The organism is uncultured Sphaerotilus sp. (assembly GCF_963924895.1).
Classification (GTDB): domain Bacteria; phylum Pseudomonadota; class Gammaproteobacteria; order Burkholderiales; family Burkholderiaceae_C; genus Sphaerotilus.
This window is the reverse complement of sequence record NZ_CAWURG010000047.1, coordinates 53,803-75,208: the sequence shown is the minus strand read 5'-3', so window position 1 is coordinate 75,208 and position 21,406 is coordinate 53,803. Positions and strand designations below refer to the sequence as shown.

Annotated in this window: 23 protein-coding genes; 11 read left to right on the top strand and 12 right to left on the bottom strand. The window is 68.1% G+C overall.

Annotated features, from left to right (window positions below; genetic code table 11):
- Positions 1-117: 117 nt before the first annotated feature.
- Positions 118-375: a hypothetical protein gene (locus tag AABN02_RS17505; RefSeq protein ID WP_338416191.1), complete on the bottom strand. Its 258-nt coding sequence runs from the start codon at positions 373-375 to the stop codon at positions 118-120.
- A gap of 273 nt (positions 376-648) precedes the next feature.
- Between AABN02_RS17505 and AABN02_RS17500 the strand changes: the two genes are divergently transcribed.
- From AABN02_RS17500 to AABN02_RS17480, 5 genes are all read left to right on the top strand, one after another.
- Positions 649-936 (top strand): DUF1778 domain-containing protein, encoded by a 288-nt coding sequence (locus tag AABN02_RS17500; protein ID WP_338416190.1) that lies wholly within the window; start codon positions 649-651, stop codon positions 934-936.
- Positions 933-1,436, top strand: coding sequence for a GNAT family N-acetyltransferase (locus AABN02_RS17495; protein ID WP_338416189.1), 504 nt, complete (start codon positions 933-935; stop codon positions 1,434-1,436). The genes AABN02_RS17500 and AABN02_RS17495 overlap by 4 nt, the downstream gene beginning before the upstream one ends.
- 131 nt (positions 1,437-1,567) lie before the next feature.
- On the top strand, positions 1,568-2,497 hold the full coding sequence (locus tag AABN02_RS17490; protein ID WP_338416188.1) for a DMT family transporter: 930 nt from the start codon (positions 1,568-1,570) through the stop codon (positions 2,495-2,497).
- Between the two features lie 15 nt (positions 2,498-2,512).
- On the top strand, positions 2,513-2,968 hold the full coding sequence (locus AABN02_RS17485; RefSeq protein WP_338416187.1) for an acyl-CoA thioesterase: 456 nt from the start codon (positions 2,513-2,515) through the stop codon (positions 2,966-2,968).
- 123 nt (positions 2,969-3,091) lie between these two features.
- On the top strand, positions 3,092-4,273 hold the full coding sequence (locus AABN02_RS17480; protein ID WP_338416186.1) for a GNAT family N-acetyltransferase: 1,182 nt from the start codon (positions 3,092-3,094) through the stop codon (positions 4,271-4,273).
- Here the strand turns inward: AABN02_RS17480 and AABN02_RS17475 are convergent.
- The 10 genes from AABN02_RS17475 to AABN02_RS17430 all read right to left on the bottom strand — a co-directional run bounded on the left by AABN02_RS17475 (position 4,180) and on the right by AABN02_RS17430 (position 13,934).
- Positions 4,180-4,506, bottom strand: a complete 327-nt coding sequence (locus AABN02_RS17475) for a hypothetical protein (RefSeq protein WP_338416185.1) — start codon at positions 4,504-4,506, stop codon at positions 4,180-4,182. The two genes, AABN02_RS17480 and AABN02_RS17475, sit on opposite strands and share 94 nt — an antisense overlap.
- Positions 4,507-4,630: 124 nt before the next feature.
- Positions 4,631-6,424: a feruloyl-CoA synthase gene (locus AABN02_RS17470; RefSeq protein ID WP_338416184.1), complete on the bottom strand. Its 1,794-nt coding sequence runs from the start codon at positions 6,422-6,424 to the stop codon at positions 4,631-4,633.
- Positions 6,425-6,460: 36 nt separating this feature from the next.
- Positions 6,461-7,198, bottom strand: a complete 738-nt coding sequence (locus AABN02_RS17465; RefSeq protein WP_338416183.1) for an ABC transporter ATP-binding protein — start codon at positions 7,196-7,198, stop codon at positions 6,461-6,463.
- Positions 7,198-7,944, bottom strand: coding sequence for an ABC transporter ATP-binding protein (locus tag AABN02_RS17460; protein ID WP_338416182.1), 747 nt, complete (start codon positions 7,942-7,944; stop codon positions 7,198-7,200). Before AABN02_RS17460 ends, AABN02_RS17465 begins: the two co-directional genes overlap by 1 nt.
- Positions 7,941-8,933, bottom strand: coding sequence for a branched-chain amino acid ABC transporter permease (locus tag AABN02_RS17455; RefSeq protein WP_338416181.1), 993 nt, complete (start codon positions 8,931-8,933; stop codon positions 7,941-7,943). Before AABN02_RS17455 ends, AABN02_RS17460 begins: the two co-directional genes overlap by 4 nt.
- A gap of 6 nt (positions 8,934-8,939) precedes the next feature.
- The gene (locus AABN02_RS17450) at positions 8,940-9,806 is read right to left on the bottom strand and encodes a branched-chain amino acid ABC transporter permease (protein ID WP_338416180.1); all 867 of its coding nucleotides are present in this window, start codon (positions 9,804-9,806) and stop codon (positions 8,940-8,942) included.
- Between the two features lie 35 nt (positions 9,807-9,841).
- The gene (locus tag AABN02_RS17445) at positions 9,842-11,002 is read right to left on the bottom strand and encodes an ABC transporter substrate-binding protein (RefSeq protein ID WP_338416179.1); all 1,161 of its coding nucleotides are present in this window, start codon (positions 11,000-11,002) and stop codon (positions 9,842-9,844) included.
- Positions 11,003-11,047: 45 nt separating this feature from the next.
- On the bottom strand, positions 11,048-11,854 hold the full coding sequence (locus tag AABN02_RS17440) for an alpha/beta hydrolase (RefSeq protein WP_338416178.1): 807 nt from the start codon (positions 11,852-11,854) through the stop codon (positions 11,048-11,050).
- 4 nt (positions 11,855-11,858) lie between these two features.
- Positions 11,859-13,439, bottom strand: a complete 1,581-nt coding sequence (locus AABN02_RS17435; protein WP_338416177.1) for a benzoate-CoA ligase family protein — start codon at positions 13,437-13,439, stop codon at positions 11,859-11,861.
- Between the two features lie 27 nt (positions 13,440-13,466).
- A complete protein-coding gene (locus AABN02_RS17430; protein ID WP_338416176.1) occupies positions 13,467-13,934 on the bottom strand; it encodes a DUF4863 family protein in 468 nt (155 codons plus the stop codon).
- A 163-nt stretch (positions 13,935-14,097) separates the two neighbouring features.
- Here AABN02_RS17430 and AABN02_RS17425 point away from each other — a divergent pair, with 163 nt between their 5' ends.
- The 4 genes from AABN02_RS17425 (at position 14,098) to AABN02_RS17410 (ending at position 17,538) form a co-directional block, all read left to right on the top strand.
- Entirely contained in the window at positions 14,098-15,027 is a 930-nt protein-coding gene (locus tag AABN02_RS17425) for a helix-turn-helix transcriptional regulator (protein ID WP_338416175.1), read from the top strand.
- Between the two features lie 31 nt (positions 15,028-15,058).
- Complete coding sequence (locus AABN02_RS17420; protein WP_338416174.1) at positions 15,059-16,675, top strand: DUF4139 domain-containing protein; 1,617 nt, start codon at positions 15,059-15,061, stop codon at positions 16,673-16,675.
- A 96-nt stretch (positions 16,676-16,771) separates the two neighbouring features.
- On the top strand, positions 16,772-17,047 hold the full coding sequence (locus AABN02_RS17415) for a DUF1778 domain-containing protein (RefSeq protein ID WP_338416173.1): 276 nt from the start codon (positions 16,772-16,774) through the stop codon (positions 17,045-17,047).
- Complete coding sequence (locus AABN02_RS17410) at positions 17,044-17,538, top strand: GNAT family N-acetyltransferase (protein WP_338416194.1); 495 nt, start codon at positions 17,044-17,046, stop codon at positions 17,536-17,538. The genes AABN02_RS17415 and AABN02_RS17410 overlap by 4 nt, the downstream gene beginning before the upstream one ends.
- A 24-nt stretch (positions 17,539-17,562) precedes the next feature.
- Here AABN02_RS17410 and AABN02_RS17405 read toward each other — a convergent pair whose 3' ends face one another.
- Complete coding sequence (locus AABN02_RS17405) at positions 17,563-18,018, bottom strand: MarR family transcriptional regulator (protein WP_338416172.1); 456 nt, start codon at positions 18,016-18,018, stop codon at positions 17,563-17,565.
- A gap of 220 nt (positions 18,019-18,238) precedes the next feature.
- On the opposite strand from AABN02_RS17405, the gene boxC reads away from it, so the two are divergent.
- Both boxC and boxB read left to right on the top strand, forming a co-directional pair.
- Positions 18,239-19,915, top strand: coding sequence for a 2,3-epoxybenzoyl-CoA dihydrolase (gene boxC / locus AABN02_RS17400; protein WP_338416171.1), 1,677 nt, complete (start codon positions 18,239-18,241; stop codon positions 19,913-19,915).
- A 37-nt stretch (positions 19,916-19,952) separates the two neighbouring features.
- Complete coding sequence (gene boxB, locus AABN02_RS17395) at positions 19,953-21,380, top strand: benzoyl-CoA 2,3-epoxidase subunit BoxB (RefSeq protein ID WP_338416170.1); 1,428 nt, start codon at positions 19,953-19,955, stop codon at positions 21,378-21,380.
- Positions 21,381-21,406 lie beyond the last annotated feature (26 nt).

Genomic DNA, 21,406 nt, shown 5'->3' with positions numbered 1-21,406 from the left:
ACAAGATGAAATACACTTGGATGAAAGCAAAGCGTCGGGATAAAGTGGTTCTTGAACAGGATGTCGCTGAAATTCTCGATGGATTTGGCAAAAAATATAAGTTTGAATTTTAAGTATTTAACTTATTTGAAATTGCTTATTTTCGCTATGCCCCACGATTTTATCGTCAAAAACTTGCGACATTACGATGCAGTCAGAAAATACTGCTGATTTGAAACTACAAAAATCTTCATCTGAAGTCCTATTTGCTAGATTTTTTGAAGCATCAAGCGCGACAAATATTTGTTGCTCCCTTCCGCTTCTTACTAATTCTTTAAATCCAAGGATGTCCATGAATAATACAAATCTTTTATGATATATATTGGCGATGGCCATAAATTAAACGGATTGTGTTGATGTTGAGATTTAGGTGTGCTGGCTATGCTATGGCACCCATTGACCCAAGCAAAAAGGTCTTGCGCAGATATTTGAACAGCGCAGTATAACGGGTATGACGGCATTTGGTGTCGAACTCAGGAGCACCCTTCACGGTACCTTGGTTGTAGGCTACGGCGTTCGTATGAAGTGTGGCGAGGCTCTGATCTCGACAGAGTTCACACTGAAATTTGTCCGGCGAAATAACGTACATTTCTGACAAAGGAGGCCCTCATGCCCACCACGCAACCTCGCACCACCCGCGTCGAAGCCCGCATCGCCCCCGACGTGCTCGCCCTCGTCCGCCGCGCTGCCGAGCTGCAGGGCCGCAGCGTCAGCGACTTCCTGGTCGTGGCGGCACGCGAGGCGGCCTGTCGGACCATCGAGGACGCTCAGATCATCCGCCTGTCGGTCGAGGACCAGGAGCGGTTTGCGCAGGCGTTGCTGGAGCCGCCGGCCCCGTCGCCCGCGCTGGAGCGCGCCGCGCAGGCCCACGCGCAGCTGATCGACCGCGCCGTGTGACAGCAGCCCCATTCCGGATCGAAGCGCTGAGCCCCGCGCACCCGCGATCCGATTTCGACTGCGGTTCGCCCCCGCTCGACCGCTACCTGAAGGAGCAGGTCGGGCAGGACGTGCGCCGCCGCGTGGCGTCGTGCTTCGTGGCGGTGGATGTGGAGACGGGCGCGGTGGCCGGGTACTTCACGCTCGCCGCGGCCGGGGTGCCGCTGACCGACCTGCCCGACGCGCTGGCGCGCCGCCTGCCGCGCTATCCCTCGGTGCCGGTGGCCCGGCTCGGGCGGCTGGCGGTCGATCGGCGCCACCAGGGGCGGCAACTCGGCGCGGCGCTGCTGTGGGACGCCGTGCAGCGGGCCTTGCAGTCGCCGGTGGCCACGTTCGCCGTGATGGTCGATGCCAAGGATGAGAGCGCAGCCCGGTTCTACCAGCGCCACGGCTTCATCGCGTTCGCCCATGCGCCGCTGCAGATGGTGTTGCCGCTCGCGGGCCTGAAATCAGCGAACTGAGTCGCTGCTGCACAAAAAACGACGCGAGGACGACACGGATACGGGGCAAACACCGCAAAGAGGTGCTGCCCGATGGATAAGGGTTTTCCATTGGTCGTTACAGTGGCGCCTTCCCCTCGCGCTCTGTCCCCATGCCCATCGCCACCCCCTCCCGCCCCCTCCACGGCATCCTGTTCGTCATCGCCGCCGTCGCCCTGTTCGCCTGCTTCGACGCGGGCGTGAAGGTCGCCAGCGCGATTGCCTCGGTGGGGCTGGTGGTGTGGGCGCGCTACATGTTCCAGGTCGGGTTCACCGCGCTGACCGTGCTGCCGCGCCGCGGCACCGCGCTGCTGAAAACCGAGCGCCCGGGCCTGCAACTGCTGCGCGGCCTGAGCCTGCTGTCGCTGAGCGTGCTGGCCTTCTTCAGCCTGCAGGTGATGCCGGTCGGCGAGTTCACCGCCATCGTGATGCTCACCCCGCTGCTGATCACGCTGCTGGCCACGCTCACGCTCGGCGAGCGCATCCCGGCGCTGCGCTGGCTGCTGCTGGCGGGCGGGATGGTCGGCGCGCTGGTCGTGATCCGGCCCAAGGGCGAGGCGCATGACCTGGGCTGGGCGGCGCTGCTGCCGTTCGGGCTGGTGCTGTCGAACGCCGTGTTCCAGCTCATCACCAGCCGCCTGGCGCGCACCGAAGACCCCGCGACGACGCAGTTCTACACCGGCCTGACCGGCGCCGCGCTCACCAGCGTGCTGCTGCCGTGGAGCTGGCAGACGCTGACGCCGGCCGGCTGGGCGCTGCTGGTGCTGCTCGGCGCGCTGAGCACCTCGGGCCACTTCCTGCTGATCCTCGGCTACATGCGCGCCGGGGCCGCCACGCTGACGCCCTTCCTGTACTTCCAGATCATCTTCGCCACGCTGGTCGGCTGGCTCTGGTTCGGCCACGCGCCGGACGCGGCCACGCTCGGCGGCATCGCGATCATCACCGGCTGCGGCGTGCTCGGCACCTGGCTGTCCAGCCGCGAGCGGCCCACCACTGCGCCCTCTGCGCCGCTCAACCGCGGACCGCTGCCCAAGGCCGGCTGAGCCACACTGGTGGGCATGAGCCTCACCCACACCTACCCCCTTCGCGTCGAGTTCGGCGACTGCGACCCGGCGCAGATCGTCTGGTTCCCCAACTTCTTCCGCTGGGTCGATGCCGCGAGCCGGCATTTTTTCGTCCAGTGCGGCCTGCCGAGCTGGAAGGAGACCGAGCGCGAGCGCGGCATCCTCGGCACGCCGCTGGTCGACACACAGGCGAAGTTCCTGCGTCCCGCCTCCTATGGCGACGCGCTGTCGATCGACTCCAGCGTCACCGAGTGGCGCCGCAAGAGCTTCGTCATGACGCACCGCATCCGCCGCGGCGAGACGCTGCTGGTGGAGATCACCGAGGTGCGCGTGTTCGCCCGCCGCAAGGGCGATGGCAGCGATCCGCATGCGATCGAGGCCGTTCTGGTGCCCGCCGACTGGCGCCGGCTGTGCTCGGCTGCAGAAGGTGAATCTTTACCCCCTGATTGAGCGGGTACAGATCCGTACATTTCCGCACGGCGGTTGGCCCGTCGAAATTCAGGGGCGTGAGAGCGCCGGAAGTAGCCCCCAAACTCCATCCCAATCAGCAATTCGGGCCAAAGGGTTTTGGGTATGACGACTTCGGATGCAGTGCAATTCCTGCCGTGGGACACCTTCATGGAACGGCACGAAGCGGCGTGGATGCGCTTGTGGGCCGCACAGGGCGCAGCGCCTGATCTGAGCCCGATCTGGGCGCGCAGCCTGCTGCACGGCCACCAGCTGGACACGGCCGAACTGCGCGTGGCCTTCCGCACCACCGCCTGTGGCGAGCTGTCGATGGTCTGGCCGCTGCGCTTCACGACCCAGCGCCGCATGGGCTTCACCTGGAAGAAGGTCGGCGCCCTGTCGAACATCTTCTGTCTGCACGGGGGCTTGCTGACCTCGCTGGACACCACCGCCGCCGTGCGCCAGACGCTGCAGGCGCTGCAAGGGATGACCGGCGCCTGGCACTGGCTCGACGTCGATCTGCTGGAAGTGGGTGCGCCCCTGCACAAGGCCTGGCTGCAAGCGGCGGAGCAGGTCGATTGCCGCGTCGAGCACATTCCCAAGGGCCGCTCGCCCTACATCGCCAGCCCCGGCACGCTGGACGATTTCCTGGCCACCAAGAGCCGCAACTTCCGCAGCAACATGCGGGCACGCCGCCGCGATGTCACGACCGATCCAGGCGTCGAGGTGCGCTACTTCACCCAGCCCCACGAGATGGCCGCCTACTTCGCGCTGGCGCTGGGCGTCGAGCGCCAGAGCTGGAAGCGCCAGACCGGGACGTCGCTCGCCGCGCGCGACTGGGAAACCCGGCTGTACGAAGCACTGCTGACCCGCTATGCCACGCTGGGTCGGGTGCTGGCCGCCGTGCTCTTCATCGACGGTGTGCCGACGGCGCACAGCATGGACCTGCTGCAGGGCGAACGTGTCTACGGCCTGAAGACCAGCTTCGATCCGGCCTACACCGCGCGCCGCCCTGGCGTGATGCTGCTGGTGGCACGGCTGGAGCGCTACTTCGCGCAAGGAGTGCGCGAGTTCGACTTCATCGGTCTGGACGAGGAGTACAAGCTGCAGTGGAGCCGCAACTGCCGGACGCACGAGTCCCTGCGGCTGTATGCGCCGACGCTGGCCTCGCGGGCGCTGTTTCTCAGCGTCGACCTGCGCCGGCAGGCGCGTGCCTACCGGGCCGGATCGGCTGCGCCGGTGCCGGTGGCCCAGCCGGCATTGGCGAGGACCTCGCTCGACGCCGACCACCTGTCGATGTCGACCTGATCCAGCCGGCTGTGGATCTCGAAGGTCAGCGCGTTCAGCCCGAACTGCGGCCGGTACACCGCGGTGGGCCACAGGCAGGGCCACAGCAGCAGCAGGAAGACCGCCAGGATCAGCCGTGAGTGGAACCCGTCCTGCCGGGTCTCGCGCATCAGGTCACTGAGCGGTCCGACGTTCAGCAGGAGCAGTCCGATGCCCAGGTGCAGGCCCAGCAGGATGACCAGAAAGTGTTGCATGCGGAAATGCTAGACACTTTTGGTTCCGTATGGTACCGATCCCTCCGCGCAAGCTCCCTGCAGATGCGGGAGCATTTGGATCTGCAAGGACCGGTTTTTTAATCTCCGGCCGCGCTCGAGCAATTCAGGCGCGCAAGCCGGTGGATCCGTGGAGTTCGACCACGGCCGCTGCCCGCCGCGTCAGCACCGCGCGCTGGTTCAGATAGCCCTTGTCGGTGATCTCGCCCGCGTCCACGCTGGGTGGTTCGTCCAGGAGCAGCGCGCAGACCGGCGTCTGCGATGAGCCACCCCCTTCAGCCTTCATCGCCCGCAGTCCGGCGCGCAGATGGGCTTCCAGTTCGGCCCGCGGCAGCGCCTTGGCCTGCGGGGTCGGGAAGACCAGCAGGCCGATTTCCTCGCGCTCGTGGCCGGTGATGACGACGTCGGCCACGTGCGGCGCCAGCGCAGTGACGGCGCGCACCCGCAGCGTGCCGACGCTGACCCAGGTGCCGCTGAGCAGCTTGAAGTCCTCGGCCACACGCCCGTCGAAGACGATGCCACGCTCGGGGCGGGTCTCGTCGACCAGCCGGGCGGCGTCGCCGATGCAGTAGTAGCCGTCGGCGTCGAAGGCCTTGGCGGTGACCTCGGGCGCGTGGCGGTATTCGGAGAACACGTTCGGGCCGCGCACGCGGATCTCCAGCTTGCCGCCGTTGGGCAGCAGCTTCAGCTCGACCCCGGGCAGCGGCAGGCCGATGCAGCCGGCGCGGTCGATGCGCCAGTGCACATTGGTGACGGCGGGCGCGGTTTCAGTCGCGCCCCACGACGAGGTGAACCACAGCGGCCGGTTGCGCACCTTGGCGACCACCGCTTCGAGCCGCGTCCACAGGCTCTGCGGCAGCGCGGCGCCGGCGTAGAACACCCCTTCGAGGTTCTCGATCACGTCGCGGGCGAGCTGCTCGTCGGCTTCGAGGTAGGGCAGCAGCATGTCGAAGCCGCGCGGCACGTTGAAGTGGAAGTTCGGCCGCACCTCGCGCAGGTTGGCCACCGTCTTCTCGATCAGGCCGGGCACCGGGCGGCCCTCGTCGACCCAGAGGCTGCCGCCGTGGGCCAGCACCATGTGGAAGTTGTGGTTGCCGCCGAAGGTGTGGCTCCAGGGCAGCCAGTCGAGCAGGCGCAGCTGGTGGCGCGTGAGGAAGGGCCAGGCCTGCGCGATCTGCTTCTGGTTGGCGCAGAGCATCCGGTGGCTGTTGACGACGACCTTGGGCACGCCGGTCGAGCCGGAGGTCAGCAGGTACTTGGCCGGCCACTCGGGGCGGATCGCGGCGAAGGCGCGCATCACGGCGGGGGTTTCGGCGTGGTCGAGCAGCCCGGCGAAGGCGTGTGCGCCATCGAAGGCCGCCGCGTTCTGGCTGAACACCACCGGCACGTCGCGTCCCCGTGGCCAGGTGCGCACCGGCGGGCCGTAGACGCCCGGCTCGGCGGCGTAGACCAGCGCGGGGTCGAGTGCGTCGAGGATGGCGTGGATCTTCTCGAAGTCCTTGGTCAGCCGGCAGTAGGCGCTCGACACCGTGCAGGCCACGCGGCCGAGGTGCATCGTCGCCAGGATCAGCAGCGCGTGGTCGACGCTGTTGTCCGACAGGATCACCACCGGCTTGTCGGCGGGCAGGTTCAGGTCGAGCTGCGCTTGCGCGAGCCGGCCGACCGCGTCGCGTGTCTGGCGGTAGCTGAGCTGGCGCCAGCCGCCGGTCGCGTCGCGCTCGGCGAGGAAGACGGCGTCGGGCGTGGTCTGCGCCCAGTGCTCCAGCCACTCGCCGATGCAGCGCACGAAGGGCTGCAGCAGCTCGGGCGAGCGCAGGATGAAACCGCCACCGGGCAGGTCCTCGCGCAGCACCCGCGGCGGGGCGAGGGCGGCAGCGTCGTCGAACAGCATCAGGTCCATGTCGTGTGTCTCCTTGGGTTCTTGTCGGGATGCGTTTCAGACGCCGAGGAAACCGGCCAGCTCCGAGCTGCCGCGCAGCGCCTCGGAAGGCCCTTCGAGCACGACGCGCCCCTTCTGCATCACCACCAGCCGATCCGACTCGGTGCAGACCTTGCGGTAGTCGCGGTCGACGATCAGCGTGGCGATGCCGGTGCGGCGGATGCTGGCGATGACGCGCCAGATCTCGGCGACGATCAGTGGCGCGAGCCCTTCGGTGGCCTCGTCGAGGATGACTGCGTCGGGGTTGGTCATCAGCGCGCGGCCGATCGAGAGCATCTGCTGCTCGCCGCCGGAGAGCTGGCTACCCAGATTCGTCAGCCGTTCGGACAGGCGCGGGAAGGTCTCCATCACGCGCTCGTAGGTCCAGTCCTTCTGCCCCCGGGTGCCGGCACGGGCCGCCATCACGAGGTTCTCGCGCACGGTCAGCGTCGGGAAGATGCCGCGGCCCTCGGGCACATAGGCCACGCCCAGCTGCGCGACCTGGTGCGGCATGCCCTTGGACAAGTCCTTGCCCGCGACCTGGATGCGCCCCTCGCGCTGGCGCACATGGCCCAGCAACGTGCGGATCAGCGTGGACTTGCCCATGCCGTTGCGCCCGAGCAAGCCCACCGTCTCGCCCCGGGCGAGTCGGAAGTCGATGCCGTGCAGGATGTGGCTGCTGCCGTACCAGGCCTGCACGCCCTGCGCGTCGATGATCAGCGGGGTCGATGTGGATGCAGAAGACGGTGTCGACATCAGTGGCCTCCCAGGTAAGCGGCCTGCACGTCGCGGTTGGTGCGCACCTCGTCGGGCGTGCCGGTGGCGATCACCGCGCCGTTGACCATCACGGTGATCCGGTCGGCGACTGCGAACACCGCGTCCATGTCGTGCTCGACCAGCAGGATCGCGTGGCCGGTCTTCAGCTCGCGCAGCAGCTCCAGCATCCGGTGCGACTCCTCCGGCCCCATGCCCGCCAGCGGCTCGTCCAGCAGCAGCACGCGCGGCTCGGTGGCCAGACACATCGCGATCTCCAGCTGGCGCTTCTGGCCGTGCGACAGGCTCGCCGCCGTGCGTTGGGCGAATGCGGCGAGTCCTGCGCGCTCGATCGCCGCCTGCGCCCGCCCGGTGCTGGTGCGGCACGCCTGCGCCGACTCCCACCACGCGAACGGCCGCTGCACACGCGCCTGTGCGGCGAGCCGGCAGTTCTCGGCCACCGTCAGCGGCAGGAAGATGTTGTTGCGCTGGTAGCTGCGCCCGATGCCGGCGTGGGCGAGCTTCGGCTGCGGCCAGCGCGTCACGTCCTTGCCGTCGAGCCGCACCTCGCCGCTGGTCGGCGGCAGCTCCCCGGAGAGCAGGTTGATCAGCGTGGACTTGCCCGCGCCGTTGGTGCCGATGACGGCGTGGATCTCGCCTTCAAACAGCGCCACCGACACCTTGTCCACGGCGACCAGCGCGCCGAAGCGGCGGGTGAGGGCGCGGGCCTCGAACAGGGCTTTGTTCATGCCGCCTCCTTGCGTTGCTGCAGCCGCGACCACACGCCCGCCAGCCCCTGCGGCAGCAGCGCCACCGCCACGATGATGAAGCCGCCGAACAGCAGCTGCCAGTGCTTGCTCAGCGCCGAGAACCACTCCGACAGCAGCACGAACGCGAACGCCCCCGCCACCGCCCCGCCCAGGCTGCCCAGCCCGCCCAGGATGATCATCACCAGCGCATTGCCGCTCTGGTGCCAGGACAGGATCTCGGGCGTCACGAAGCCGTACTGCACCGCGTAGAGGAAGCCACCGAGTCCGGCCAGCATCCCCGCGACGACAAAGCTCGCGAGCTTGTAGAGCAGCGTGGCATAACCGGCGGCGCGCATCCGCTGCTCGTTGTGCTTGATGCCCACCAGCGCGTGCCCGAAGCGCGAGCGCAGCACCAGCGTCAGCACCCCCAGCGTCAGCGCGAGCGCGCCCAGCACGAACCAGTAGAAGCTGTTGGCCTGCTCCAGGTCGATCCACTGCCAGCCGGCGATCGTCAGTGCCGGCTTGAAGTAGACGTAGGCACCGTCGCTGCCCCCGGCGATCGACGTGTCGTGGAAGACGAAGAAGACCAGCTGCGCGAAGGCCAGCGTGACCATGATGAAGTAGATGCCCTGCGTGCGCATCACCAGCGCGCCGATCACCAGCGCGAGCAGCCCTGCGCCGCCCATCGCCGCCGCCAGCATCAGCCAGCCGTTGCCGGCCTCGGACATGGGCGCGAGCATCGCCACCGCGTAGGCGCCGAAGCCGAAGAAGGCCGCGTGGCCCAGGCTCACCAGCCCGGTGTAGCCCACCAGCAGCTGCAGGCTGGCGGCGAAGATCGACATGATCATCACCTTGGCGAGCAGCTCGGTGTGGAACTTGCCGCCGATCGGCTCGGGCAGCAGCGGGAACACCGCCAGCAGCGCGAAGACGAGCACCCAGGCGATGACGGGCAGCGAGGAACGAGATGGTTTGGAGTGGGAGGAGGTCATCGCCGATCACCCTGCCTTGAACAGACCGGCCGGACGCCACAGCAGGATGGCTGCCATCAGCACATAGACCAGTGCCCCGGCGCCTTCCTGCCAGAGCACCTTGCCGAAGGTGTCGACGAAGCCGATCAGGAGTGCGGCGACCAGCGCGCCCTTGATCGAGCCGATGCCGCCGATCACGACGACCACGAAGCAGATGATCAGCACCTGTCCGCCCATGCCCGGGTACACCGAGGACACGGGTGCCGCGATCATCCCGGCGAACACGGCGAGTGCCACCCCGACCGCGAACACCACCCGGTACAGCAGCGTGATGTTGATGCCCAGCGACTGCACCATCTCGCGGTTGGTCGCACCAGCCCGCACCATCATCCCCACACGGGTCTTGCTGATGAGCAGGTACATGCCGAGCGCCAACAGCAGGCACACCGCCGACACCGCCAGCCGGTAGACCGGGTAGGTCATGCCGTTGCCGATGGCGATCGAGCCTGCGAGCCAGCCGGGGATGTCCACGCCGTGCACGTCGTCACCCACCAGGATGCTGCGCAGCTCCTCGAACACCAGGATCAGCCCGTAGGTCATCAGCACCTGCTGCAGGTGCTCGCGGTCGTAGAGGTAGCTGAAGAACACCCACTCCAGCACGTAGCCGAAGGCCACCGCCAGCACGGTGCCGACCAGCAGGGCCAGGGGCAGGCTGCCGAGCAGCGAACTCAAGCTGAACGCCAGGTAGGCGCCGATCATGTAGAAGCTGCCGTGGGCGAGGTTGATCACGCCCATGATCCCGAAGATCAGCGTCAGCCCCGAGGCCACCAGGAACAGCAGCAGGCCGTACTGCACGCTGTTCAGGCACTGGATGAGGAAGGTGGTCAGGTCCATGCGGGGCGGGGGCGTGGTCAGCGATCAGGCGTGGATCAGAGCTTGCAGCCGCGCGCCGGGTCGGTCAGACCCTTCACCGCGATGCCCACGTTCTTGTTGACCTTGCCGGTCACCTCGCGCAGGTAGAAGTCCTGCACCGGGTTGTGCGCCTTGCTCAGCGTGAAGGGGCCGCGCGGGCTGTCGATCCGGGCGGCTTCCATCGCCTTGACCAGACCGTCGCGGTTCTTCACGTCGCCCTTGACGGCGACCATGCCGGCCCCCAGCAGTTGTGCCGCGTCATAGCCCTGCACGGCGTACACATCGGGCTGCTGCTTGTAGGTCTTGGCGTACTGGAGCCGGAACGCCTTGTCCTTCGGGTTCGTCAGGTCGTCGGCGTAGTGCAGCGTGGTCAGCAGGCCCTTGGCGGTGTCGCCCTGGGCTTCGAGCGTGCCGTCGGTCAGGAAGCCGGCGCCGATCAGCTTGATGTTGGCGCCCAGACCGGCAGCCGCCCAGTCCTTGACGAACTTGACCGCGCCGCCACCGGCGAAGAACACGTACACCGCGTCCGGCTTGAGCGCGGCGACTTCGGTCAGCAGCGCCTGGAACTCCACGCCGGGGAAGGGCAGGTTCAGCTCCTTCACCACCTTGCCGCCGCCCGCCTCGAAGCCTTCCTTGAAGCCGCGCACCGATTCATCCCCGGCCGCGTACTTCCACGTCAGCGTCACCGCGGTCTTGATCTTCTTGTCGGCGGCGACCTTGCCCATGGCGTAGCCCGGCTGCCAGTTCGAGAACGAGGAGCGGAAGATGTTGGGGGCGCACAGCGGGCCGGTGATGGCATCCGCGCCGGCGTTCGGCACGATCAGCAGCGTGTTGTTGTCCTTGGCGACCTTGGCCATCGCCATCGCGACACCCGAGTGCACGGTGCCGACCATCACGTCGACGTTGTCGCGCTTGACCAGCTTGTTGGCGTTGTCGGCCGCCTTGGACGGGTCGGACTCGTCGTCGACCTTGACGTACTCGACCGCACGGCCGCCGAGCTTGCCGCCTTGCTCGTCGACGTACTGCTTGAAGCCGTTCTCGATGGCCACGCCGAGGGCGGCGAAGGTGCCGGTGTAGGGCAGCATGAAGCCGACCTTGAGCTTGTCTTCGGCGAGGGCGCCGCCAGCGATCGAGAGCAGTGCGGTGGCGAGCAGGGTGCGGGTGAGGATGGGGGTCATGTCATGTCTCCAGAGGAAATGGGGCCGGTGTGGACGTTCTGCGTCTCAGCGGGGAGGACGATGCAGGAATTCGGTGGCGCTGCCTATCAGGGCTTCCGGCTGGTCGCGGTGCGGACTGTGGCCGCAGGCGGCGAGCTGCAGCAGCGTGGTACGGCCGGGACAAAGGTCGGCGATGCGCTCGATCTGGGCCATCGTGCCGTACTGGTCGTCGTGTCCCTGCACGGCCAGGACCGGGCAGCGGACCTGCGCGACCTCGCGCTCGATGTTCCAGCCGCGGAAGGCCGGATCGAGCCAGATGTCGTTCCAGCCGCGGAAGGCGGAGTCCGGGTCGGCATGGTGGCGGCCGAGCTTGTCGCGCAGGTCGGTCGTCGCGTAGGCCGTGCGGGCCTCGGCGATGCTGGCGATACTCAGGTCCTCGACGAAGAGATGCGGCGCCGCGACGACGAGGGCCGCGACCCGCTCCGGGAACATTGCCGCGTGCAGCAGCGCGATCGAGCCGCCGTCGCTGTGGCCGAACAGCGCATACGGTGCCGGCACGCCGACCGCGTCGAGCACAGCGGGCAGCACTTCGCGCGCCTGCCGGTGCATGAAGTCCGGCTGCCAGCGGACGTGGGCGGGTTTCGGGGTGGACTGGCCGTAGGCCGGGCGCGAGTACACCAGCCCCGCGCAGCCCAGCGCCGCACACAGTCGGTCCGGGAAGTCGCGCCACATCGACACCGAGCCGAGGCCCTCGTGCAGGAAGACCAGCGTCGGCTGCGGCGCGGCGCCTGCCGGCGCGTCGATGCAGCGGTATTCGATGCGGACCGGGCGGCCGGCCCAGTCGATGTTGGCGAATGCGGTTGCCTGTGCCATCGGGTCAGCCCTGCGCCTTGGTCTGGTTTTCCTGGTCGCGCAGCTTGAAGCGCTGGATCTTGCCGGTGGCGGTCTTGGGCAGGTCCTCGACGAAGTCGATGGTGCGCGGGTACTTGTAGGGCGCCAGCTTGTCCTTGACGAAGGCCTTCAGCTCGGCGTCCGTGACCTCCGCGCCCGCCTTGCGCACGACGAAGGCCTTGGTCTTGGTCAGCCCTTCCGCATCGACCACGCCGATCACCGCGGCTTCGAGCACGGCCGGGTGCTGCACCAGCGTCGCCTCGACCTCGAAGGGCGAGACGTAGATGCCGCTGACCTTGAGCATGTCGTCCGAGCGGCCGCCGTAGGTGTAGGTGCCATCGGGGTTGCGGATGTACTTGTCGCCGCTCTTGGTCCAGCCGCCCTGGAAGGTGTCGCGGGTCTTCTCGCGGTTGCCCCAGTACATCATGGCCGCCGACGGACCCTGGATGTAGAGGTCGCCCGGCTCGCCGTCCGCCACCGGGCGGCCGTCGTCGCCGCGCAGTTCGACCTCGTAGCCCGGCACCGGCCAGCCGGTCGTGCCGTAGCGCACCGCGTCGGGGCGGTTGCTCAGGAAGATGTGCAGCATCTCGGTCGAGCCGATGCCGTCGACGATGTCCACGCCGAAGTGGCGCTGGAAACGCTCGCCGAGGTCCGCCGGCAGCGCCTCGCCCGCCGACGACACCAGCCGCAGCGCCACCGCCTCGCGCGCCGGCAGGTTCGGGTGCGCCAGCATCCCCGCGAAGCCGGTCGGGGCACCGAAGAACACCGTCGGCTTCACGCCACCGACGCCGCCGAGCCAGCGCTTGAAGGTGGCGTCCGGCGTGGGGCGCTCGCCCATCAGGATCGTGGTGGCGCCCACCGTCAGCGGGAAGCTCAGCGCGTTGCCCAGCCCGTAGGCGAAGAACAGCTTGGCGGCCGAGAAGCACACGTCCTGCTCGGTCAGGCCGAGGACGCCGGTGCCGTACAGCTCGGCGGTCCAGTAGGGATTGGCGTGCGAGTGCACCGTGCCCTTGGGCCGCCCGGTCGAGCCGGACGAGTAGAGCCAGAAGCCGGGGTCATCGCCGCTGGTGGACGCTGCCTTCTGCGCCGGCGCGTGGGCGGCGAGGAAGGACTCGAACTCGACCTCGGCCGGGTGCAGCGGCGCGGCCGGACGCGAGACGATGACCTTCTGCACCTCGTGGTCCGACTTGACCATCGCCGCGGTCAGCGTCGGCAGCAGCGCGCCGGAGACCAGCACGGCCTGCGCCCGCGCGTGCTCCAGCATGTAGGCGTAGTCGTCGGCCGTCAGCAGCGTGTTGACCGCCACCGGCACCAGCCCGGCGTACATCGCGCCGAGGAAGCTCACCGGCCAGTCGCAGCCGTCCTGCATCAGCAGTAGCACCCGCTCCTCGCGCTTCAGGCCCATCGCCCGCAGTGCGGCGGCCAGCCGGCGCACGCGCTCGTCGAGCTGGCCGTAGGTGAGCGTGCCGAGGTCGTCGATGAAGGCGGCCTTGTCGGGGCGGGCGGTGTTCAGCGACAGCAGGTGCTGTGCGAAGTTGAAGGGCTGTCCGGCGGTGGGGGCGTTCATGGGGTGTCCTGTCCTCTCACGGTCCGGTCATTGGCCGGTGAATTCGATGGCGCCCTGCGGCAGCAGGTAGAGCACGTAGGCGCGGCCCTGCGCCACCGTGGGCCGGTGGGCGGTGTCCGGGCCGTAGACCAGCCAGCCGGCACCGCGGCCGTCGAAGGTGGCGCCAGCATCGACCGGCACGATCAGGTCGATCTCGCCGTTCGGGTGGCGGTGGTGCGGGCCAGCGATGTCGTTCATGTCGACCACGTCCACCGAGCAGCCGGCCAGATCGTCCGCTGCCTTGAAGATGCGCCCGTAGCGGATGCCGCCGCCTTCGCGGTTGCACAGCCAGCCTTCGGCAACGCCGGTGCGGATCTCGTCGGCCAGGTGCTGGTAAGTCACGCTGCCTGCACCATGGTGCAGGTTCAGCCAGGCGTCGAGGTCGGCATCGAGGGGTCGGCCAGCGATCTGGGCACCGAGTTCGGCCAGCGCGGCACGGAAAGTGGCTTGCGACATGGAGGTTTGATCCGGGTTTGATCGGGGAGGGCTTGCGGCCCGCATGAACATGCACTATTGTGCTTTCGCCGGACGATAGTTCTCGTCCCAATCAGTGTCAAGCAATATAGTGCATACATAGTGTTTCCCCTTAGACCCTGAGCGGAAGCCAAGCGACATCACCATGCAGGTCAATTCCATCGAAGCGGCGGCGCTGGCCGCCATTCCGTCGCCGGCCGAGGAGGCCAAGAACCCGCTGCTGGTCACGCTGGGCGAGCGGGTGCGCGACCTGCGCGCGCGGCGCGGGCTGACGCGCAAGGCGGTGGCGCTGGCGTCGGAGGTGTCGGAGCGGCACCTGGCGAACCTGGAGTACGGCACCGGCAATGCGTCGATCCTCGTGCTGCAGCAGGTGGCGGGCGCGCTGCAGTGCTCGCTGGCCGAGCTGATCGGCGACGTGACGACCTCGTCGCCGGAGTGGCTGATGATCCGCGAGCTGCTGGAGGGCCGCAGCGACGCCGAACTGCGCCGCGCCCGCGAAGCGCTGGCCACGCTGTTCGCCGCCGGCTCCGCCGCACAGGCCGAGCGCGGCCACTGCATCGCGCTGATCGGGCTGCGCGGGGCTGGCAAGTCCACGCTCGGGCAGATGCTCGCCGATGACCTCGGCTACCCGTTCATCGAGCTGAGCCGGCAGATCGAGCAGTTCGCGGGCTGCAGCATCAGCGAGATCCACAACCTCTACGGCACCAACGCCTACCGCCGCTACGAACGCCGTGCGCTGGAAGAGGCGATCCAGATCTACCCCGAAGTCGTCATCGCCACGCCGGGCGGGCTGGTGTCGGACGCGGCGAACTTCAACCTGCTGCTCGGCCACTGCACCACGGTCTGGTTGCAGGCCACGCCCGAGGACCACATGCGCCGCGTCGCCGAGCAAGGTGACCTGCGGCCGATGGCGGGCAGCCAGGAGGCGATGGAGGATCTGCGGCGCATCCTGGCGGGGCGGTCGTCGTTCTATGAAAAGGCGGATCTGGTGTTCGATACCAGTGCGCAGGATCTGGAGGCGAGTTTCGTGCTGCTGCGGAAGCAGTTGCGCGGCACGCTGGGCTTGCCGGCCTGATCCCTTGGTTCCACTGTCCGGAGACACCCCCATGCCCCGTCGATCGCGCATTGCCCCCCTCTTGTTGGCCTTGGGGGCGCTGATCGGCCTGCCGTGCGTGGCGTCCGCCGCTGACGCGGTTTCTCGCATCACGCGGGTCACCGTCTACCCCGGCACGGCCGTCGTCGAGCGCACGGCCCGCGTGCCGGCGGGTGCCCGCGAGCTGGTGCTGAACTGCCTGAGCCCGCAATTCGACATGGCCTCGCTGCGCGTCGAGGGCGATGCCGCTGTCCGGATCGGTCCGGTGACTGCGACCAACCGCCCGCGCGCCGAGCAAACCGCCTGCACCGCCAGTCCGCTGGATGGGCGCATCACGGCGCTGGAAGACCGCATCGCTGGCCTGACCGCTGAACACGCCTCGCAGGAGCTGGTGTTGGGCTTGCTCAAAGGGCTTGGAGCGCCGGCGGACGGGGCTGCCCGGGCACCCGCGGCACCGGGCGGCTCGCTGGCGGCCACGCTGTCGCTGGTGCAGCGGACCGGGCTGGACGCCTATCAGCAGCAGCACCGCCTGCAACGCGAGCGCGAGAAGCTGGAGCAGGAACTCGCGCCGCTGAAGGCCGAGCGCGAGCGCCAGCAGCCCGGCGGCGGCGAGGTGCGTCAATTGCGCATCCAGCTGCAGGCGACGGCCGAAGCCGAGTTGCGCCTGCAGTACCAGACACCCGGCCCGACCTGGGCGCCGGCCTACCGCGCCACGCTGGATGCGACCGCTGCCGTGGTCGAGATGGAGCGCCAGGCGCAGGTCAGCCAAAGCACGGGCGAGGACTGGTCCGGCGTGGCGCTGCGGCTGTCGACCGGCTCGCCGCAGTCGGCCACCAGCGGGCCGGCGCCGCGGCGCTGGGAGATTTCACCGCGTCCGCCGATGCCCGTCCCGGCGCCGCGCGCCTTGGCGATGGCCCCGGCACCGGAGATGGCGATGCTGGCCAGTGCCAAGCGGGCCGATGCCGGTGATGCGACCGAGCCGCTGGACTTCGCCGTGCAGGTCCGCCAGGGCGAGTTCGCCACCGAGTTCGAGGTGCCGGGCAAGGTCGATGTGCGCAGCGGCGGGCAGCGGGTGGCCTTCGCGCTCGGCAGCCAACGCTGGCCGGCGCGCGTCAAGGTGCAGACCGTGCCGCAGTCGGACCCGAGCGCGTGGCTCATCGCCGAGGTGGCGCGGCCGGACGGCGTGTGGCCCGACGGCAGCCTGCAACTGGTGCGCGGCACGCAGGTCGTCGGCCGCTCGGTCTGGCGCACCGGCGAACGCGCGCAGATCGCGCTGTCCTTCGGCCGCGACGAGCTGGTGCGCGTGCAGAACCTGCCCGTGACGCAGCAGACCGCCAGCGCCGGCTTCATCGGCAACCGCACCGAGCGCCGGGTCGGCCGCCTCGTCGAGGTCGAGAACCGTCGTCGCACGCCGGTGACGCTGGAGGTGCTCGAATCGACGCCGGTCAGCACCGACGAGAAGATCACCGTCACCCGCCAGTTCACCCCCGCGCCGCAGCCCGGCGACTGGCAGGACCAGCCGGGTGTCGTCGCCTGGACGCAGACGCTGGCGCCGGGGCAGAAGGCGCGCTTCAGCGCCGAGTACCTGATCGGGTATGCGAAGGAGTTGCAGGTGATCGAGCGGCGGTGAGGCGCAGGGGCGGCCATGCTGTGTTGACATCCGCTACACAGGTTTCTATGCTTTGGCGCTGTATAGCTGTTGTGTAGCCATTTTCTGGAGAAGCCCATGCGTGATGCCGCCATCAACCTGCGCGCGCTGCCCGAGCAGCGCGACCTGATCGACCATGCCGCGAGCCTGCTGGGCAAGAACCGCTCTGACTTCATGCTGGAGGCGGCGTGCGAGCGCGCCCAGGCGGTGGTGCTGGACCAGGTCTTTTTCCGCCTGGACGAGGACAAGTTTCAGCAATTCACCGCCTGGCTGGACGCGCCGCCGGTCGCCAATCCCGGTCTGGAACGCCTCATGGCCGTGCAGGCGCCCTGGCCCACCCGCGCGGGCGACTGATGCAGGCGCTGTCCGCCCCTCAGCCGCTGGACACCACCCACCAGTTGACGGCGTTCGATTGCGGGGAGCCTTCGCTGGACGAATGGCTCCGGCGCCGGGCGCTGACCAATCACCTGAGCGGAGCCAGTCGCACCTTTGTCGTGACCGATCTCGACGGCGTGGTGCGCGGCTATTACGCACTGGCGGCCGGCGCGCTAGCCCATGAGGTGGCAACCAGCGCGGTCCGGCGCAACATGCCGGACCCGGTGCCGGTCATGGTGCTGGCCCGGCTGGCGGTGGATCGGCGTGCGCAGGGCGGCCGGGTGGGCGCGGCGCTGCTGCAGGACGCCGTGCTGCGGTCACAAGGTGTGGCTCGGAACGCCGGGGTGCGGGCCTTGCTGGTCCATGCGCTGCACGAGCGTGCGCGGCAGTTCTACGAGCACTACGGCTTCCAGGCCTCGCCCGTCCACCCGATGACGCTGATGCTGCGGCTGAACCCCAGCGCGACTTGAAGCAACTTGAAGCGACGCTGACACTCAAGCATTCGACAGATTGATCCCCGCCAGCAGCCCCAGCAAGTCCACCGTCGCCGCCAGCGCGTCCTCCGGCACGGCCTGCGTCGCCTCCTGGCAGATCGCCTCGGCCGAGGCCAGCGCGTAGCCGTGCAGTTCCTGCCCGGTGGGGGTCAGCGTCGCATAGCCGACGCGGGCGTCGCGCGGATCGGACTCCCGCCCGACCAGCCCGATCTTCTCCAGCGGCAGCAGCGTGCGCGTCACGCCCGAGGCGGTCAGCCCCATGCGCTCGGCCAGGTCGATGCGGCGCAGGCGTGCGCCCTCGGCGCGGGCGAGGTTGTGCAGCACCATGAAGTCGCTGAAGCTCAGGCCGTGGACGCTGGAGAGCTTGTTGTCGAGCCGGCGGGTCAGCACGGCGTAGGCGCGGGTCAGGCGCAGGCAGAGTTCCAGCGAGGTGCTGGGGAGCGGGGCATCGGACATGGATTTGCTTTCGTTATGTTTGAGTAATCAACTATAAATCAAGCAATAACCCGTGGCAACTCTCCGTATTTACCCGAATTTGCCCGACATCCCTCGCAACACGCACTGGAATGCATTGCGCCACGTCATGACATGCAATATCATGCATTCACTGATCCACCGGATCCCACCCGAACACCCCAGATGCACCCTCGTGCGTCTCGCCTCTGGAGCCTGTCCCATGAGTGATGCCGCTGTTGCTGCCGCCCCCTCCGCCGTCGACTACCGCACCCACCCCACGCGCTACCGCCACTGGAAGCTGTCGTTCGAGGGTGCTGTCGCCACGCTGGCCGCCGACTTCGACGAGAACGCCGGCCTGCGCCCCGGCTACAAGCTCAAGCTCAACAGCTACGACCTGGGCGTGGACATCGAGCTGAACGACGCGATCAACCGCGTCCGCTTCGAGCACCCGGAAGTGCGCACGGTCGTCGTGACCAGCGCGAAGGAGAAGGTGTTCTGCTCGGGCGCCAACATCTTCATGCTGGGCGTGTCGAGCCATGCGTGGAAGGTCAACTTCTGCAAGTTCACCAACGAGACGCGCAACGGGCTGGAAGATTCCTCGGCGAACTCGGGCCTGAAGTTCCTGGCGGCGGTGAACGGCGCCTGCGCTGGCGGCGGCTACGAGCTGGCGCTGGCCTGCGACGAGATCATCCTGGTCGATGACCGCTCGTCCGCCGTGTCGCTGCCGGAAGTGCCGCTGCTGGGCGTGCTGCCGGGCACGGGTGGCCTGACCCGCGTGACCGACAAGCGCAAGGTGCGCCACGACCTCGCCGACCTGTTCTGCACCAGCGTCGAAGGTGTGCGTGGCAAGAAGGCCAAGGACTGGCGTCTGGTGGACGACATCGTCAAGCCGGCGCAGTTCGCGGCCACGGTGCAGGAACGCGCGCTGCAACTCGCCGCGCAGAGCGACCGCCCCGCCGATGGCAAGGGCGTCACGCTGACCCAGGTCGAGCGCACGGTCGAAGCCGACGCGCTGCGCTACGCCAACGTGACCGTCGAGATCGACCGCAGCAAGCGCACCGCGACCTGGACCGTCAAGGCCCCGACCGGCGCGCAGCCGACCGACATCGCCGGCATCGAAGCCGCTGGCGCCGCCTGGTACCCGCTGGCAATGGCCCGCGAACTGGAAGACGCGATCCTGTCGATGCGCACCAACGAGCTGGAGATCGGTACCTGGCTCATCAAGACCTCGGGCGACGCCGCCGACGTGCTGGCGATGGACGCCACGCTGGCCGCCCACCAGAACCACTGGCTGGTGCGCGAAACCACCGGCCTGCTGCGCCGCACGTTCAGCCGCCTCGATGTCTCCTCGCGCAGCCTGTTCGCGCTGATCGAGCCGGGTTCGTGCTTTGCCGGCAGCTTCCTGGAGCTGGCGCTGGCCTGTGACCGCAGCTACCACCTCGCGCTGCCGGACGACGAGGCCGCCGCGCCGAAGATCACCGTCGGCGAGGCCAACTTCGGCCGCTTCCCGATGGTCACCGGCCAGAGCCGCCTGGGTCGCCGCTTCTACGACGAGCAGCCGGCGATGGACGCCGTGCGCGCCGCGACCGGTCAGGCGCTGGACGCCGACGCCGCCTTCGCGCTCGGCCTGGTCACGTCGAACCCGGACGACATCGACTGGGCCGACGAGGTCCGCATCGCCATCGAGGAGCGCGTGTCGATGTCCCCGGACGCGCTCACCGGCCTGGAAGCCAACCTGCGCTTCAATGGCCCCGAGAACATGTTCACGCGCGTCTTCGGCCGCCTGACCGCGTGGCAGAACTGGATCTTCCAGCGTCCCAACGCCGTCGGCGAAAAGGGCGCACTGAAGGTCTACGGCAAGGGCGACAAGGCCGCCTTCGACTGGAACCGCGTCTGAATCGGCACCACTTTCGGAACGACTTCAAGGAACCGACATGAGCAGCATCGACTACAGCCAGAAGATCCCCAACAACGTCAACCTGAGCGAAGACCGCACCCTGCAGCGCGCGCTGGAGCAGTGGCAGCCGAACTTCATCAACTGGTGGGACGACATCGGCCCGGAAGGCTCGACCAACAGCGAGGTCTACCTGCGCACCGCCGTCAGCGTCGACCCGCAGGGCTGGGCGCAGTTCGGCCACGTCAAGATGCGCGACTACCGCTGGGGCATCTTCCTGAACCCCGGTGAAACCGACCGCACCATCCACTTCGGCGACCACAAGGGCGAGAAGGCCTGGCAGGACGTGCCCGGCGAGTACCGCGCCAACCTGCGCCGCATCATCGTCACGCAGGGCGACACCGAGCCGGCCTCGGTCGAGCAGCAGCGCCACCTCGGCCTGACCGCACCGAGCATGTACGACCTGCGCAACCTGTACCAGATCAACGTCGAGGAAGGCCGCCACCTGTGGGCGATGGTCTACCTGCTGCACAAGCACTTCGGCCGCGACGGCCGCGAAGAAGCCGAGGCGCTGCTGGAGCGCCGCTCGGGCGACGAGAACAACCCGCGCATCCTGGGTGCCTTCAATGAAGCGACGCCGGACTGGCTGTCCTTCTTCATGTTCACCTACTTCACCGACCGCGACGGCAAGTTCCAGCTCTGCGCGCTGGCCGAGTCCGCCTTCGATCCGCTGGCCCGCACGACCAAGTTCATGCTGACCGAGGAAGCGCACCACATGTTCGTGGGCGAGTCCGGCATCAGCCGCGTCCTCAACCGCACGGCGCAGGTGATGAACGAGCTGAAGACCGACGACGTGGGCAAGCTGCGTGCGGCCGGCGTGATCGACCTGCCGACCATCCAGCGCTACATCAACTTCCACTACAGCGTCACCATCGACCTGTTCGGTGCCGACGAGTCGAGCAACGCCGCGACCTTCTACAGCACCGGTCTGAAGGGCCGCTACGAAGAAGGCAAGCGCGTCGACGACCACCAGCTGCGCGGCCAGACCTACAAGGTGCTGGAAGTGCGCGGCGGGCAGCTCGTCGAGAAGGAAGTCCCGATGCTCAACGCGCTCAACGAAGTGCTGCGCGACGACTACATCAAGGACTCGATGGCCGGCGTTGGCCGCTGGAACAAGGTGCTGGAGAAGGCGGGCATCCCGACCCGCCTGACCGTGCCGCACAAGGCCTTCCACCGCAACATCGGCTCGCTGTCGGGCGTGAAGGTCGCGCCGGACGGCCGCGTGGTGTCGGACGCCGAGTGGAATGCCATGGTCGACCAGTGGCTGCCCTCGGGCGGTGACCGGGCCTTCGTGGCCAGCCTGATGGGCCGTGTCGCCGAGCCGGGCAAGTTCGCCAACTGGATCGCCCCGCCGGTCATGGGCATCAACCGCCAGCCGGTGGACTTCGACTACGTGCGTTTCAACTGATCCTCAAGCCCGACGCGGCCGGCGAT

Coding starts and splice junctions, on each gene's coding strand:
- AABN02_RS17450 (WP_338416180.1), bottom strand. CDS start 9,806: ATGGACCTGACCACCTTCCTCATCCAGTGCCTGAACAGCGTGCAGTAC.
- AABN02_RS17455 (WP_338416181.1), bottom strand. CDS start 8,933: ATGACCTCCTCCCACTCCAAACCATCTCGTTCCTCGCTGCCCGTCATC.
- AABN02_RS17415 (WP_338416173.1), top strand. CDS start 16,772: ATGCGTGATGCCGCCATCAACCTGCGCGCGCTGCCCGAGCAGCGCGAC.
- AABN02_RS17485 (WP_338416187.1), top strand. CDS start 2,513: ATGAGCCTCACCCACACCTACCCCCTTCGCGTCGAGTTCGGCGACTGC.
- AABN02_RS17460 (WP_338416182.1), bottom strand. CDS start 7,944: ATGAACAAAGCCCTGTTCGAGGCCCGCGCCCTCACCCGCCGCTTCGGC.
- AABN02_RS17505 (WP_338416191.1), bottom strand. CDS start 375: ATGGCCATCGCCAATATATATCATAAAAGATTTGTATTATTCATGGAC.
- AABN02_RS17440 (WP_338416178.1), bottom strand. CDS start 11,854: ATGGCACAGGCAACCGCATTCGCCAACATCGACTGGGCCGGCCGCCCG.
- AABN02_RS17425 (WP_338416175.1), top strand. CDS start 14,098: ATGCAGGTCAATTCCATCGAAGCGGCGGCGCTGGCCGCCATTCCGTCG.
- boxC (WP_338416171.1), top strand. CDS start 18,239: ATGAGTGATGCCGCTGTTGCTGCCGCCCCCTCCGCCGTCGACTACCGC.
- AABN02_RS17490 (WP_338416188.1), top strand. CDS start 1,568: ATGCCCATCGCCACCCCCTCCCGCCCCCTCCACGGCATCCTGTTCGTC.
- AABN02_RS17465 (WP_338416183.1), bottom strand. CDS start 7,198: ATGTCGACACCGTCTTCTGCATCCACATCGACCCCGCTGATCATCGAC.
- AABN02_RS17445 (WP_338416179.1), bottom strand. CDS start 11,002: ATGACCCCCATCCTCACCCGCACCCTGCTCGCCACCGCACTGCTCTCG.
- AABN02_RS17475 (WP_338416185.1), bottom strand. CDS start 4,506: ATGCAACACTTTCTGGTCATCCTGCTGGGCCTGCACCTGGGCATCGGA.
- AABN02_RS17480 (WP_338416186.1), top strand. CDS start 3,092: ATGACGACTTCGGATGCAGTGCAATTCCTGCCGTGGGACACCTTCATG.
- AABN02_RS17500 (WP_338416190.1), top strand. CDS start 649: ATGCCCACCACGCAACCTCGCACCACCCGCGTCGAAGCCCGCATCGCC.
- AABN02_RS17405 (WP_338416172.1), bottom strand. CDS start 18,018: ATGTCCGATGCCCCGCTCCCCAGCACCTCGCTGGAACTCTGCCTGCGC.
- boxB (WP_338416170.1), top strand. CDS start 19,953: ATGAGCAGCATCGACTACAGCCAGAAGATCCCCAACAACGTCAACCTG.
- AABN02_RS17470 (WP_338416184.1), bottom strand. CDS start 6,424: ATGGACCTGATGCTGTTCGACGACGCTGCCGCCCTCGCCCCGCCGCGG.
- AABN02_RS17435 (WP_338416177.1), bottom strand. CDS start 13,439: ATGAACGCCCCCACCGCCGGACAGCCCTTCAACTTCGCACAGCACCTG.
- AABN02_RS17420 (WP_338416174.1), top strand. CDS start 15,059: ATGCCCCGTCGATCGCGCATTGCCCCCCTCTTGTTGGCCTTGGGGGCG.
- AABN02_RS17430 (WP_338416176.1), bottom strand. CDS start 13,934: ATGTCGCAAGCCACTTTCCGTGCCGCGCTGGCCGAACTCGGTGCCCAG.